Genomic DNA, 14,558 nt, shown 5'->3' with positions numbered 1-14,558 from the left:
CCTTGCGTTTGTTATCCTGGCTTTATCCGGGAGGATTAAAATGTTCGACATTGAAACCATCCTACGGGCGGCGGCTGCCGCCGGGGCCTCCGATGTCCATCTCTCTGTTGGCCTGCCGCCGGTTTTCCGGGTCCACGGCGAACTCCAGGTTCAGCGCCAGTGGGAGCCCCTTGATGCCGGGATGACGGCCGCCCTGGTACGGCCTATGGTGGGCGAGAGGTGGGAGGTATTGCAAGAGCGGGGAGAAATAGACCTGGCTTACTCCCTGCCCGGCGTAAGCCGTTTCCGGGTCAATGTCTTTCACCAGCGGGGGAGCGTTAGCGCAGCCATCCGCCTTATACCCAGGGAAATACCCAGCCTGGAAACCCTGGGATTACCGCCGGTGGTGGCCGAGCTGGCGGAACGACAGCACGGCCTGGTCCTGGTGACGGGGCCGACGGGTAGCGGCAAGTCCACCACCCTGGCGGCCATGGTGGATAAAATCAACCGGGAACGCAGCTGCCATATTATTACCCTGGAAGACCCCATCGAATACCTGCACCAGCACCGCCGTAGCATCGTCAACCAGCGGGAAGTGGGTTCAGATACCCGTTCCTTTGCCAGTGCCCTGCGGGCCGCCCTGCGTCAGGACCCGGATGTTATCCTGGTCGGCGAGATGCGCGATCTGGAGACCATTGCCACGGCCATCACGGCCGCGGAAACGGGCCACCTGGTCCTGGCGACTTTACATACCAGCAGTGCCATCCAGAGCGTGGACCGGATCATTGACGTTTTCCCGCCCCACCAGCAGGGACAGGTCCGTATCCAGCTGGCTGACACCCTGGAAGGGGTTATCACCCAGCAGCTTTTACCGCGGGCCGATAGGAAGGGTCGGGTCGCCGCCGTGGAAGTGCTGATTGCTACCCCGGCTGTCAAGAATCTGATCCGCGAGGGTAAAACCCACCAGATTGTTTCCAGCATGCAGACGGGAGCCCGCTACGGCATGCAGACCATGGACATGGCTCTGCGGCAGCTGGTCACCAGAGGGGTAATAACGGATAGAGAATTAAACAATGGTTAACGGAGCCAGGATTAGCAGGAACTTGCCTTTTTATGACGAATTAATGTCCATATATCCTCGTTCAAGGCAAACCTGGCGAAAGCCAGGGGCGCAAAGCTACGGGCCTGTAGACGCTGTCCATGGCCGCCGGGCTGCCGGGGAAGAGTTCTATCTTTCCCTGTTGCCGGTGGCTATTTATATTTTGGAGGGAAAGCATGAATTTTGCCTACCGGGGAAGGGATGCCAGGGGGAATGCAGTTAGCGGGACAATTGAAGCGGAAAGCCAGGAACTGGCCATCAGGGAACTGCGCCGGCAAGGGATTTTTATTACTTACTGCCGGCCGGCAGTTGTAACCCCAGCGAGGGACTGGCGGCGCCTTCTCCGGCGTCCGGTATCCCGTCGCGACCTGGCCCTCTTCAGCCGCCAGCTGGCGACCATGCTGGGGGCTGGCCTGCCGATTGTGACGGCCTTGCATATTTTACAGCGACAGGCAGAAAATCCTTCTCTGCGAGAAAGTATCGGTATGCTTCTCCAGGACCTGGAGTCCGGGGAGGCCTTTTATCGGGCCCTGGAACGGCAGCCCCGGGTCTTCCCGCCTATTTTCATTCACACCGTAGAGGCCGGTGAACTGGGTGGGGCCCTGGACGAGACCCTGGAGCGCCTGGCCGGGCACCTGGAACGGGAACATGAGGTAGAGGAAAAGGTCAAGTCAGCCCTGACCTACCCGGCGATAGTCAGCATGGTTGCCCTGCTGGTAGTTATTTTTCTCCTGACTTATGTCCTGCCTTCCTTCCAGGTCATGTTGAACAGCTTGCAGGTGCCCTTGCCCTGGCCGACGCGCCTGGTTATGGGGCTAAGTGAAGGGTTACGGCGCTTGTGGCCTTTTCTGGTCCTTTTCCTGGCCGGCGCCAGTTACGGGTTTTACCGCTGGCAGCAAAGGCCAGCGGGGCGCTACCAGGTCGACCGTTTGTTCCTTCGTTTACCAATTTTCGGTCCCCTGCATCATAAGGCGGTTCTATCTCGTTTCAGCCGTACCCTGGGTACCCTCCTGCACAGCGGTGTACCGGTCCTGCTGGCCCTGGAAATAGTGCGGCGTACGGTGGGCAATGCTGTGGTGGCTGGCGCGGTGGAGCGGGCGGCAGAAAGCGTTCGCGATGGGCAGAGCCTGGCGACTCCACTGGAAGCGAGCGGCGTCTTCCCTCCCATGGTGGTGGAGATGATTACGGTAGGCGAGGAAACTGGGGCCCTGGATGCCATGCTAGAACGAGTGGCGACTCTTTATGAGCAGGAGTTGGAGGCGGTCGTGGCCCGCCTGGCCTCACTCATAGAACCAATCCTGATTGTCGGGCTTGGTGGCATTGTGGGGGTGATCGTAATTTCGGTCTTTCTGCCCTACTTTCAGATGCTGGGCGGCATAAGGTAGAGGCGCGGGGGTATCTTTTTTCTCGTTTTGCCGGTGGCTATCCTAGCAGCCTGCCCTCATGACAATGCCCTGGCCGGCGGTTCAATGTCGAGGAGTGCCAGGATAACTCTGCATCCTGCCGCGTTTGAGATCGGGGATAATAATGCGGGTAAGAGGGGGGTGATTTACTTGTAGGTTTCCCCGGCGGGCTGGCAGCAGGAAAGCAAAAAGCGCAGGCAAAAAAATCAAGGAGGTTGATTTATTTATGTGGCAGAGACTGAAAAAGGCGCGGGACCAGCGGGGTTTCACCCTTGTCGAGCTTCTGGTGGTCATCGCCATCATCGGCATCCTGGCCGCCATCATCGCACCCAACGCCTTCAAGGCCATCGAAAAGGGCAAGGTGGCGGCGGCGGAAGCGGATTATAAGGCGATTAAGGCAGCGGTGCTGAATGCGTATACAGATACCGGGACTTGGCCGCCGTCGTCAACAGATTGGGGTGTAGATCCTGGCCTTGTGGACAAAAATAAGTGGAGTGGGGGTGCCCCGTCTACATGGAACGGCCCCTACCTGGAAAGGTGGAAGGACAAGAACCCTTGGGGCGGAAAATACTATTACGGACAGGGTGCTCCTCCTGACGGCAGCTGGAGTTGGGGAACAACAGCTAGGTGGCTTCAGTTGGAAAATGTGCCAGGTGTTAAAAGTGACGGTACCCTTCAAGATGGCAGCTCTGCAATGATTTTACAACAAGACCTTGGTACAGATGTTGTAAAAGCAAAATCAGGTAGCACTGTCCTTTACATTTTGATTTCGAAAGACGAGTAAGGTTTCTTTAATAAAGAAAACAGACGGGGTTTTTAGCAAGACAGCAGGAGTTCTGGCCTTAACGGCCCAGAAAGAGCGGCAGCCTCGGTGTGATACGGTGCCGGGGCTGCCGCAGCACCCTGTGCAACATTAGTGGCGCGGGTGGTATGACTTAAGAAGGTTGGCGGTAGTAGCCAGCTGGTTACCGTGATGTCGAAGCCGACTCTGGTATACGCGAATGGCGCAAATGATAGGAGCAAGACTTTTGGTTTGCAGTTGCTGCGCTGTCGGCGGTCCGCGTGTTTTGGTGGAGGAAGGTGGGCAAGTGAATGTGGGCTTAACCTGTCTTCGCCGGGACAGCCGCGGCTTCACCCTGGTAGAGCTTCTGGTAGTTATCGCCATCATCGGCATCCTGGCCGCCATCATCGCCCTCAATGCTTTTAGGGCAGTGGAGAAGTCTAAAATTTCCAGAACGATTCGGGATATGACCGCCTTAAAGTCGGCGGTGCTGGCCTTTTATGCCGATGTGGGTTTCTTCCCGGCTGACCCGGAGCCCTGGCACCAAGATCCAGGTCTGGGAGTAAAACCGGACACTGTTACTTATAGGGCTGATACAATCGCGGCTATGGGCTTGACGGAGCAGGAATATCGAGATAGACTTAATTCCCGCTGGCAGGGACCTTATCTAGATTTCTCCCTAACCCAGAAGACCGCCTGGGGAGGCAGGTACGATTATGAGTGCTGGCCCGGACAGGGAATCTTTGTAACTATTCATGAAATCCCCGAGGCCAGCGCCGACAAACTGGCGGAACTGAGTCCCTTTGAAGTTTATTATAAGGGGCAAGATGATGTTAATCCTAGTTTGCACAAAGTTACCTTAAAGATTACCGATTGGATTTACTAAGCGGTGGCACCGCAATGGTAAGGCCAGGACAGCAGCGGGTTGCTTAACAAACTGCCGTCCGTCTTTATTTAGACCTGCCTGAATTATGCTCTTGCTGGCATTTTTTCAGGGGTCCCCCAGCCTAAACGAACAGAAAATGCAGGGTGCATTTAAAGTGTTTTATATTCTAAGGCAAAAACTGAACAACCAACGTGGCTTCACCCTGGTGGAGCTTCTGGTGGTCATCGCCATCATTGGGGTGCTGGCGGCCATCATTACCCCTAATGCGTTCAGGGCTATAGAGAAGAGTAAGGTTTCCAGGGCGGTTGCGGATCTTCGAGCAATCAGTAACGCGGCAATGACCTACTACGCCGATGTGGGAGACCTTCCGGGATCTAAAGGACACCCTCCTGGTGAGCCTTTGCAGAATGGAAGCGATCCCGGATTCGTTCGCAAGCCTGATAGCTCGTGGCAAACGGATAATCCCAATGTTGGTTATGGAGGAAACCTGGCTGCGTGGGATGGCCCGTACCTTGAGAAGTGGCCGTCACATCATCCCTGGGGTGACGTCTACACCTGGAATTACTGGCGCGATTACCCTGTACCGGGAACAGGCATGACGGTAAGCAAGGTGGGAATTGTAACGCTGGAGGATTACGGTCACATTCCTCGTGAATCGTTGGAGGCGATTGACAGGATCTTGGATGATGGCGATTTATCGAGGGGCTATGTGTTTTACCAGCAGAGTGGCGGTGGTGTTGATTACAATGGTAACGGTTACCTCCAGGTAGTAGTGGCTACGCAATAAAGAGGGGTTAATAGTGATTAATTCATCAAACTTGCAGCGAGACAACCGCGGCTTTACCCTGATAGAACTAGTTAAGATTTGGGAGCAGATGTTGTCAAGTTTAACAGCAGTATTACCTACATTTTGATTCTACATTTTGATTTCTAAGGACCAGTAAGGGGCTTGTCGTGGCGTAAGATTGACATAAGATTATTCATGGATAAGCAAAAAGTGATTAAGCAATTTTTGTAGGAGTAAAAGGAAAAAGTCATGCTGGTGTTTTTTTTCTTAGCGGGTCTTTTTATCGGTAGTTTCCTCAACGTGGTCATCTATCGCCTGCCGCGCGGAGAAACGGTGGTCTGGGGCCGTTCCCGCTGCCCGGCTTGCGGGCGTGCGCTGGCCTGGTACGACCTTATACCCGTATTAAGCTACCTACTCTTGCGGGGCAGGTGCCGTTACTGCCGCCTGCCGATTTCCCCTCGATACCCTTTAGTCGAGCTTGTCACGGGCGTGGTATTTACCACCCTTTTTTATAATTTCGGCCTCTCCTGGCTCCTGGTAAAATACCTTTTTCTAAGCGCCGTGCTGGTAGCCGCCAGCTTCATCGATCTGGAGCACTACCTGATCCCTGACTGCCTCGTGGTGACCGGTGCCTGCGGTGGTATTCTTTTAAGCCTGCTGGCGCGGGATGTGGGGTTCTGGGCTGCGTTAGGGGGAATTGCTGCGGCAGCAGGATTTTTGCTGCTGGTTGCCGTAATTAGTAATGGTGGCATGGGCGGCGGGGATGTCAAGCTTGCAGGTATGGTGGGGCTTTATCTAGGCTGGCCCCTGGCATCTCTGGCTCTTTTCCTTTCCCTGGTCACAGGTGGCCTGGCGGGCGTTTGCTTGCTGGTTTCCGGCCGGAAAAAGCGGCAGGACCCCCTTCCTTTCGCGCCTTTTATCACCATAGGGGGACTGCTGGCGTTGTTTTTTGGCGAGAAAATGTTGCACTGGTATCTTGTTAGGTTTATGTAAAGTAATGAAAGGCGAAGCGTGAGCAGTTTATATAGCGGCGGTTGATATGGCGGGGACGGAAAAATATGGTTCCACACAGGCGGTGCAGAGAGATCGCGGTTTTACCCTGATAGAAATGGTAGCTGTCATGGCCATCACCGGGCTCCTGGCTATGGTGGTCCTGCCGGTAGTGGCTAAGAGTTTGGCATGGTGGCAGGTGCAGACGGCGGCCTGGCAGCTGGTAAGCGATATCCGAGAAGTACAGCAAATGGCCATTAGCGGCGAAGATTACCACCGCACTATTCTCTTTGATACCGTTAATAATTTGTACCGGGTCAGAAAAGATACAGAGATTGTAAAAGAAACCAAACTTCCGGCGGGGGTATCTTTTGCCAGCGTGGCCTTTCCAGGCAGCAAGCTGGCCTTTAACCTGGAAGGTGTTCCCTCGGCCAGCGGCGACATCGTCTTAAAGGATCGCTACGGTCGCTATTACTATATTACTGTCCTGCCGGTTACAGGCCGGGTCAAGGCGGGGAAAACGACGTGAAAAAGTGTTGGTGGCCTGGTAACAACCGTGGTCTAACCCTGATTGAAGTCCTGGTGGCAGCAGCCTTGCTGGCGGCTGTGCTAGTACCAATGCTGAGTATGTTTACTACCGCCGCCCGGAGTTATACCAGGGGTGGTCAGGAGACCATAGTTTTGAATCTGGCCCGGGAACGCATGGAAACCTACCTGGCAGGCGGTTATAATGGCCTGGCCTCCCTGCCTGCAGCTGGCGGCACCTGGCAGGCTTATCCCGGCCGGCCGGGATATGAGTACCAGATAACTATAACAGATTATGACCTCGTCCTACAGGTGAAGGAAGTGATGGTGCGGGTGCGCCCGGTGAATGACCCGGCGGGGCAGGTGGAACTGGCAACCCTGGTTGCCAGGTGGCCTTGAAGTGGCGGCGGGCCGGCTTTACTTTAATTGAAACTGTAATTGCCGCCAGCCTGATGGTTCTGGTCCTTATGGCTTCCTTGAGCATCCTCCAGGCGGGTTTAAAATGGTGGCAGCGCGGCTGGGACCGCATGGATGCCCAGCAGAATGCCCGCGTGGCCCTGATGCAGATGACCAGGGAGATCCAGGCGGCCGGCCAGGTGGTTAGCGGTTCGGGGAGATATACCCTTATAATTGCTGACGCGGCCGGAAACCAGTTTAAATATGAGCTGAGCGGTAGCGATCTCCGGCGGGCTGTTAAAAATAAAGGATCTTTAAGCTTCAGCGGCTATAATCTCCTGGCCTATGGGGTGCAGACCCTGGAATTTTTTTATGACCATCCAGAGGCGCCGGAAAACAGTAAAATCGTAACCATTCACCTGGTTACGCGGGACGCCGAAGGACGGAACTTTGACGTAACTACCGCGGCGGCCCTGCGGCTCAGGGTGATGAACCCTGGAGGTTAGCGTTTAACTTGCTGGTAAAGATTCTGGTAATGATTTTTATTGCAGGTGATATTCTTTGGCCGGCACCTGGCGGCGGAGTATAGCTACAGGCAAGGGGAGAATTGATGGGGTGGGGTTGTCGGAGAGATGCTGGCACCGGCGCGGCAGCGCCCTGCCGGGGGTCCTGTTGGCCATCCTGGTCCTTTCCCTCCTGGGGGCGGGGCTCCTTTCCCTCTCCCTGGTGGAGCGCCAGGGCGCGGCTAATGAAGTCAAAATTACCCAGGCCACTTACCTGGCCGAAGCCGGCATCAACCTGGCCCTGGCAAGACTACGCCATAACCCCGGCTGGCGGGACGGTTTGGGAGAAACTTACCTGCCTCCGGCAAAGGGACGGATCATCAGCGTAAGCGTGGTGTCGCAGGCTGCAAGTTATCGCTTGCGTTCCGTTGGGGAAATAGATGGGGTCCAGCGAGCCATAGAGGTTGATCTGGCCCGCCCCTTTTTTAGTTATGCCCTGGCCGGCGCCGGGGACATAACCGTAAAGAACCCCTTGACCATTAACGGCGATCTTTTTGCCACAGGCAGCATTTACCTGCAAAAGGGGGCCAGCGGCAACGTTGCTACCGGGGTGGATTTAACCATTCAAAATAACACCACCGTCCAGGGCAGTGTGGTTACCGGCCGCTACCTATATAATTACGGCACCATCCGCGGCGACGCCACCGTGGGCCAGTTTACCGACAAATACGGCAACGACCCCAATTATTACGGCCGGGTAGACGGTCAGATTATCAAGGGCCTGGGCTTTTCCTTCCCTGCCTGGCCCGGTGACCTGGTGGCCCCTTACACCGGCGGGTATCCCCTCCCGGCGGGGGAATACACCCTAGCCAGGCTCCAGGACTTTGTCGATAATGCTCCGGCAGGAGATAACGGGATAAAGATCCTGTATTGTAACGGTGATTTAATCATTAGTAACTGGGATCACGGCAATGGTAAGGGTGGAGGTAATGATACTGATTTTTATACCGGCAAAGCCATTATTGCCGCGGCCGGGGATATTACCCTGAACAAAGATATACGGGCAACTGCCAGCAGCGACGCCTGGGCTTTTGTGGCAGGAAATGATATAATCCTGGATGGCGGTGTAACGGTTGATGTTGTCCTCGTGAGCGAAGGCTATTTTTACAAGCAGGGTGCCGCCAGTACCATTAACGGCAGTCTTGTGACAGGCGGCATTGAAGAGATAGACGAAGATGATGGCCACGGTAATGGCGATAACCAAGGTGAGGACCATGGCAACTTCAATAATGAGGGCCGTGGCAAAGGTGGTAAAAAAGGTAGCGGCCATGGTCACATCAAAGGACAGCTGGAAGTTATCTATGATAATAACCGGGTACAGCTCCTGAGCCCGGCTCTGGCCGCAGCAGGTTGGCAGATCCTATCCTGGCGCGGGGCTTCCCTATATTAAAGAGCTGTTTGGAGTTGACTGCTGGATGCGCTGGCCAAGATTCAGGAGACAACCCCAATACCTGGGCATCGACCTCGGTACAACTGCCGTCAAGGCGGCTGTTTACCAGGGCCGGCAGTGGCTGACGGCCAGCGTCCCGTCTCCCCAGGGTGGCCTGGCTGATACCCAGGCCATGGTGGCGGCCGTTGCCGAGGCAGCCTCCCGGACCGGCTGGCGCGGTCGCCGGGCCGTGACGGCCGTCAGTGGGGAAAGGGTGATCGTTCGCTACCTACGCCTGCCGCGGATGACCCCCGAGGAACTCAAGAGCGGCATGGCCTATGAAATCGAAAACTACCTGCCCACCGGGGCCCGGGACATGGTAGTGGACTGGACCATCCTGGATGCTGACCCTGGTACGGATGCCGGCCAGATGCCGGTTCTCCTGGCCGCGGCGCCACGGGAACAGGTGACCAGCTTATACCAGCTTTTCCATGCCGCCGGCCTGGACCTGGTGGCCATTGACCTGGTGCCCCTGGCCCTCTGCCGCGCCCTAGCCGGAGAGGCCGGCGATAGCACGGTGATAATCGACATCGGCGGCCGCTGGAGCAACCTGGTCCTGGCCCGGGAGGGACGACCCCTTTTCAGCCGGGTAGTAGCCATTGGCGCAGGAGAACTCAGCCAGCCCGGTATAACTGGTAGCAGCCGTATGGCCGAAATGGTCCAGGAGATCCGGCGTTCCCTGGAGTTTTACCGTTCCCAGGCCGGGACGGCCTTTAACCCGGAGCGCATCATCCTTACCGGAGGGGGAGCGCAGGTGGAGGGCCTGGTCGATTACTACGGGGAGGAACTGGGAGTAACGGTAATTATCGGCCGCCCGGGGACAGGCTTCAATGGGTCCCCAGACCCGGCCCTGGCCGTAGCCATGGGCTTGGCTTTGCGGGAGAGGGAAATATGAGTGTGACTATTAATTTACTACCCCCGGAGTACCTCCCGCGGCGGCGGTCGTTGCCCAGGAGAACTGCCATTGCCCTGGCCCTGACAGGATTTCTCGTAACCCTTTATTTTATCTTCCTGGTCCAATGGGGGCTGACGGCCAGGCGCGTTGCCGGGGTGGAGGCGCAACTGGCTCTGTATGAACCACAGGCGCAGCAGGCAGAGACCAGTAAAAGCGCCATTAGTGAATGGCAGCAGAAGGAAAGGGAACTGCAGCGTTTGGTAAAGGAAAGGCGGCGCTGGCAGCCGGTCCTGGCTGCAATAAACGATGCCCTGCCGCGGGAGATCTGGCTGACCCGCCTGGAAGCAAACGAAGCCAAAGGAGAACTAATCCTAGCCGGGGGTAGTACTTCCCTCCAGGCCATCGGTAATCTTTTAAATAACTTGCAGACAAGCGGTCTGTGGCAGGCCGTCAATCTTCAGGAAGTGAAGGGTAATGGCAGCAGCCTTACCTTTACCATCCAGGCTGTTTTTAAAGGTACGCGGCCAGAGACGGGCCAATCAGAGACTGCAAGAGCAGTTCCCGCACCAAGCGATGCAACAAGAGCAACCCCGGATTCCATAAACGCAAACAGGGAAGGCAACAGTAAATGAAATTTGGTACCTACCAGTTCAGCCGCCGGGAAAAAATATTGCTGGTTTTGCTGGTCGTTGTCGTAGGGATTATTTTCTTCAACTATGTAGTTTTAGGGCAGCAGTTGCCGGCCTACCGGGACCTCAGGGGAAGGCTCAAGGCAGGCCAGGAGCGCCTGGCTGCCGCCCGGCAGGCAGCAGCATCTGCAGCCGAGCTGGCCAAAAAAGCCGATCAGGCCCGGGCCGCATGGGAGGCTGCCAGGCTCCACCTGGGTTTTACCCTCCGGGGTACAGCACCCTTCCTGGAGGCTGCTCAGCCCCGGGACCAGTCCCTACAGGTACTGGCCTTCCGGCCCCTGCCTGTGGAAAAGAGAGACCCCTTCCGGGTCTATCCCTATGAAGTAACCGTTAGCGGCCCCTACCCGGCGCTGCAGGATTACATAAGTCAGCTGGAATCCCTGCCGGCCCTGACGGCCATCCATAACTTAAAGATCCTGGCGCGCCAGGGCAACAACGCAGCAGTCGAGGCCAGCTTTATTATTGACCTATACGACCTAGGGGAAGGCAATCCCCTTCCGGCGGCCGTAGCCCTTTTTCCGTCCGGGCGGGTCGATGGTTTCACACCTCCGGCAGGGGCGGTTGCTGCCGGGGATGGAGCTAATGGGGCAGGAGCTTCTCCCGGCCAGGGAGAGACCGCCGGGAACAAACCCGCTAGCCTTTCGACAGCTTCGGTTTCAGGAACAGTGCCTCAAAATTTGCCCCCTGCATCCCCTGCACCTGCGGGTAACCCGGGAACAAATCCGGCAACCCAACCTGTGCTTGCGTCCCCGGCAGATGTAGGACAGGCGCCTCAATATACCTTACCCCGACTCGCCAAGGATGGCCTGGTTCCCGGCCCGGCCTTCCAGGAACCCCTGGCCGGCAACGGGGATGTCTGGCTGGAAGAGTTGCGGGTGCTGCGCAATGTAGGGCCCTTCTATGTTCTGAAGCGTCCGGCGGCCCTGGCCGGTATGAACCTGGGCCGCAGCATAGGCGTAACACTAAGCAAAGATAAAACTAAAGCCGAATTAAAGGTCGATCTCCGCGGCCGGTATACTCGTCTCCAGGGGTATGCCGGCATCGACGATAGCTTTGCCAACAGCAGCGGTAAAGTTAAAGTCACTATTTTTGCCGACGGCCGGCAGCTTTATCAGGGAGAAATCAGGCCGGGTGATTACCCCCAGTACTTGGATTTACCCCTCTTCCTCGTCCAGCAACTGACCTTCAGCCTGGAATGGCAGGCTGGCGGTATTGGTGACTACGATCAATTACTGGCCACCCTGGCCAGCCTCCATTTTTCGCCTGCAGATTAGCAGGAATATTTTCCCGCCCCTTGAATTATACTTATAAGAAGTTATATAGAAAGGGTGGGCAGATGCTTTTACCAGAAGGGGATCTCAAAGCCATCCTCGAGGCCGCACTGGCCGAAGGCGGCGATTTTGCTGAAATTTTTCTTGAAAGGCGGCGGACGACCAGCATTAGCTGTGAAGATAATAAGATTGAACGGGTCATTTCCGGCCTGGAACAGGGGGCGGGCATCCGCGTTATTGCCGGGGAAAATACCGCCTACGGATACAGCAATGACTTGAGCCGGGAGAGCCTGATCCAGACGGCAGCCTTGGTGGGCAAAGCCCTGAAGGAGCAGAAACGGTCGGCAGGAAGAAAGGGCCAAATTAGTTTCCATCGTCCCCGGCCCGAAGTAGAATTCAATATAAAAAAACGTCCCGATCAAATACCTGTAGCCGAAAAGGTCGCTCTGGTGGAGCGGGCCAATGCGGCCGCCCGATCCGTAGACGGGCGCATTACCCAGGTGACCATAGGTTATGGAGACGTCATCCAGGAAGTAACCATTGCCAACAGCGAGGGCGTTTTAGTTGACGACGAGCGGGTACGCTGTCGTTTCGTTGTTAATGCCGTGGCTTCTGATGGTAAAGTTATCCAAACGGGCTTTGAATCGGCCGGGGGACACCAGGGGTGGGAACTTTTTGAAGAAGTCAACCCAGAGGAGAAGGCGCGGCAGGCGGCCCGGCGGGCCGTCATGATGCTGGAGGCCCGACCGGCACCGGCCGGCAAGATGCCGGTGGTCATGGCCGGCGAGGCCGGCGGCACCATGATCCACGAGGCATGCGGCCACGGTCTGGAAGCCGATTTGGTCCAGAAGCAGCTCTCCGTATACGCTGGGAAAAAAGGTCAGAAAGTGGCTTCTGAATTGATAACCGTCATCGACGACCCCACCATCCCCGGCAAATACGGTTCCTTCCGTTTTGATGACGAAGGCACGCCGGGGCAGAAAACCGTCCTCATTGAAAACGGCATCTTGAAGGAATACATGTACGACTATTTAACGGCCCGCAAGGAGGGTCGCCGTTCCACCGGCAACGGCCGCCGGGAATCTTACCAGGATCGTCCCATTCCCCGCATGACCAACACCTATATTGCCCCCGGTAAAGACGATCCCGAAGCCATTTTACGGGAAACCAAATATGGCCTACTGGTCAAGCGCATGGGCGGCGGGCAGGTCAACACGACCAACGGTGACTTTGTCTTTGATGTAGCCGAAGGTTATCTCATCCAGGACGGCAAGGTCGGTCCGGCCGTCAGGGGCGCCACCCTCACCGGCAACGGTCCCGAGGTGCTTAAAATAATCGACAGGGTGGGCAACGACCTGGGCTTTGCTTTAGGTACCTGCGGCAAAGACGGCCAGGGAGTACCAGTCGGGGATGCGCAGCCCACGATTCGCATTCCTGAGATGGTGGTCGGCGGCATCCTGGACGAGGAGGATAAACAATAATGGATTATCAGGCTTTACAAAAGCAGTACCTAGATTTGGCTACTCAGGTGGTAGAAAAGGCCGCCGGCAAGGGGGCAGTTGCCGAGGCCTACATAAGCGCCGGCGAGAGTTTAAGCATCGAAGTGCGCGACCAGGAAGTCGAGGCGTTAACTACGGCCCGGGATCGAGGTTTGGGTTTAAGGGTGATCGCCGACGGCCGTGTGGGCTTTGCCTACACCACCGATTTCTGCCCCCAGGCCATCGACCTTTGCGTGGAACAGGCCCTGGCCAACGCCAGGATAGCTGCACGTGATGAGCATAACTGCCTGCCGGCCCGTTATCCAGAATATCCCGGGCTGGACCTTTTTGATCAGGAGATTACCGCCACCCCTGTGGAGGAAAAGATCGAGCTGGTGCGCGAAATCGAACGCCAGGCCAGGGCGTACGATCCGCGGGTCAAAATTACCGAAAGCTGCACCTATAATGATTCCCGTTATTTGGTCGTCATCGTCAACTCCCAGGGAATAGCGACCGCCTACCATGCCGCCTACTGTGGCGCCAGTACCTTCGTTGTAGCCGTGGAAAACGAAGACAGCCAGACGGGTTTCGGCTTGGCCTATAGCCTCCGCTATAAAAATATCGATCCGGCAAAAATCGGCCGGGAAGGAGCGGCTCGGGCCGTGCGCATGCTCGGCGCCAAAAGGATCGCCACCCAGCGGGCTCCGGTTGTATTCGATCCCTATGTGGCCACCAACTTCCTAGGGGTCATCGCTCCGGCCTTGACAGCCGACGCCGTGCAGAAGGGCAAATCCCTTTTCCGGGGGCGGGTAGGACAGCAAGTGGCGTCCCCAATAATAAACATCGTCGACGACGGCCGCCGGGCGGACGGCATTGCCTCCGCCCCCTTTGACGGCGAGGGCGTCCCCACCCAGCATACGGTACTGGTAGATAAAGGGACGCTCAAGGGCTACCTGCACAATACTTATACGGCCGCCCGGGACGGAGTGAAGTCCACCGGCAACGGCGCCCGGGGAACCTTTAAGACGACTCCGGAGGTAGGGACGACCAATTTTTACATCGAAGCCGGCAACCGTACCCCGGAAGAAATTATCAAGGAGATCCCCCGGGGTCTTTACGTTACCGAGGTCATGGGCATGCATACGGCCAACCCCATTTCCGGCGATTTTTCCGTCGGGGCCAGCGGCCTGTGGATTGAAAACGGCGAGTTGACTAGGCCGGTCCGCGGCGTGGCCATTGCCGGCAACATCATCGGCCTGCTGGAGAACATTGATGCCGTCGGCAATGACCTTACCTTTTTCGGGTCCACCGGCGCGCCGACGATACGCATTGCCGCCATGACCATCAGCGGTTAAGTGCACTCTACCCAAGTGAACAATAATATGGT

Annotated in this window: 15 protein-coding genes and 1 riboswitch; all 15 genes read left to right on the top strand. The window is 56.6% G+C overall.

The genetic code is table 11. From position 1 onward, the window contains the following. Positions 1-40 precede the first annotated feature (40 nt). The 15 genes from MHFGQ_RS08210 to MHFGQ_RS08140 all read left to right on the top strand — a co-directional run bounded on the left by MHFGQ_RS08210 (position 41) and on the right by MHFGQ_RS08140 (position 14,526). Positions 41-1,060, top strand: coding sequence for a type IV pilus twitching motility protein PilT (locus MHFGQ_RS08210; protein ID WP_106006108.1), 1,020 nt, complete (start codon positions 41-43; stop codon positions 1,058-1,060). A gap of 55 nt (positions 1,061-1,115) precedes the next feature. Further along, a riboswitch (cyclic di-GMP riboswitch) is annotated at positions 1,116-1,199 on the top strand. 55 nt (positions 1,200-1,254) lie between these two features. Then, positions 1,255-2,463: a type II secretion system F family protein gene (locus tag MHFGQ_RS08205; RefSeq protein WP_106006107.1), complete on the top strand. Its 1,209-nt coding sequence runs from the start codon at positions 1,255-1,257 to the stop codon at positions 2,461-2,463. A gap of 244 nt (positions 2,464-2,707) precedes the next feature. Then, the gene (locus MHFGQ_RS08200) at positions 2,708-3,265 is read left to right on the top strand and encodes a prepilin-type N-terminal cleavage/methylation domain-containing protein (protein ID WP_106006106.1); all 558 of its coding nucleotides are present in this window, start codon (positions 2,708-2,710) and stop codon (positions 3,263-3,265) included. A gap of 304 nt (positions 3,266-3,569) precedes the next feature. After that, a complete protein-coding gene (locus MHFGQ_RS08195; RefSeq protein ID WP_245907894.1) occupies positions 3,570-4,148 on the top strand; it encodes a type II secretion system protein in 579 nt (192 codons plus the stop codon). 154 nt (positions 4,149-4,302) lie between these two features. Further along, the gene (locus MHFGQ_RS08190) at positions 4,303-4,935 is read left to right on the top strand and encodes a prepilin-type N-terminal cleavage/methylation domain-containing protein (protein WP_170066362.1); all 633 of its coding nucleotides are present in this window, start codon (positions 4,303-4,305) and stop codon (positions 4,933-4,935) included. Between the two features lie 249 nt (positions 4,936-5,184). Then, positions 5,185-5,928, top strand: a complete 744-nt coding sequence (locus tag MHFGQ_RS08185) for a prepilin peptidase (RefSeq protein WP_106006104.1) — start codon at positions 5,185-5,187, stop codon at positions 5,926-5,928. Between the two features lie 46 nt (positions 5,929-5,974). Further along, on the top strand, positions 5,975-6,454 hold the full coding sequence (locus MHFGQ_RS08180; protein ID WP_106006103.1) for a type II secretion system protein: 480 nt from the start codon (positions 5,975-5,977) through the stop codon (positions 6,452-6,454). Next, positions 6,451-6,849, top strand: coding sequence for a prepilin-type N-terminal cleavage/methylation domain-containing protein (locus tag MHFGQ_RS08175; protein ID WP_106006102.1), 399 nt, complete (start codon positions 6,451-6,453; stop codon positions 6,847-6,849). The genes MHFGQ_RS08180 and MHFGQ_RS08175 overlap by 4 nt, the downstream gene beginning before the upstream one ends. Continuing rightward, entirely contained in the window at positions 6,846-7,352 is a 507-nt protein-coding gene (locus tag MHFGQ_RS08170; RefSeq protein ID WP_106006122.1) for a hypothetical protein, read from the top strand. The genes MHFGQ_RS08175 and MHFGQ_RS08170 overlap by 4 nt, the downstream gene beginning before the upstream one ends. 55 nt (positions 7,353-7,407) lie before the next feature. Then, positions 7,408-8,799 carry a hypothetical protein gene (locus MHFGQ_RS08165; protein WP_146127169.1) on the top strand — a complete coding sequence of 464 codons (1,392 nt, stop codon included), beginning with the start codon at positions 7,408-7,410 and terminating at the stop codon, positions 8,797-8,799. 25 nt (positions 8,800-8,824) lie between these two features. Beyond that, positions 8,825-9,733: a type IV pilus biogenesis protein PilM gene (gene pilM / locus MHFGQ_RS08160; protein ID WP_106006100.1), complete on the top strand. Its 909-nt coding sequence runs from the start codon at positions 8,825-8,827 to the stop codon at positions 9,731-9,733. After that, the gene (locus tag MHFGQ_RS08155) at positions 9,730-10,365 is read left to right on the top strand and encodes a PilN domain-containing protein (protein WP_106006099.1); all 636 of its coding nucleotides are present in this window, start codon (positions 9,730-9,732) and stop codon (positions 10,363-10,365) included. The genes pilM and MHFGQ_RS08155 overlap by 4 nt, the downstream gene beginning before the upstream one ends. Next, positions 10,362-11,696, top strand: coding sequence for a type 4a pilus biogenesis protein PilO (gene pilO, locus MHFGQ_RS08150; RefSeq protein ID WP_106006098.1), 1,335 nt, complete (start codon positions 10,362-10,364; stop codon positions 11,694-11,696). Before MHFGQ_RS08155 ends, pilO begins: the two co-directional genes overlap by 4 nt. Positions 11,697-11,758: 62 nt before the next feature. Continuing rightward, positions 11,759-13,174, top strand: coding sequence for a TldD/PmbA family protein (locus tag MHFGQ_RS08145; protein WP_106006097.1), 1,416 nt, complete (start codon positions 11,759-11,761; stop codon positions 13,172-13,174). Beyond that, the gene (locus MHFGQ_RS08140) at positions 13,174-14,526 is read left to right on the top strand and encodes a TldD/PmbA family protein (RefSeq protein WP_106006096.1); all 1,353 of its coding nucleotides are present in this window, start codon (positions 13,174-13,176) and stop codon (positions 14,524-14,526) included. Before MHFGQ_RS08145 ends, MHFGQ_RS08140 begins: the two co-directional genes overlap by 1 nt. Positions 14,527-14,558 lie beyond the last annotated feature (32 nt).

The sequence above is a fragment of the Moorella humiferrea genome (assembly GCF_039233145.1).
Classification (GTDB): Bacteria; Bacillota; DSM-521; order Neomoorellales; family Neomoorellaceae; genus Neomoorella; species Neomoorella humiferrea.
This window is presented reverse-complemented; position numbering and strand designations above follow the sequence as displayed.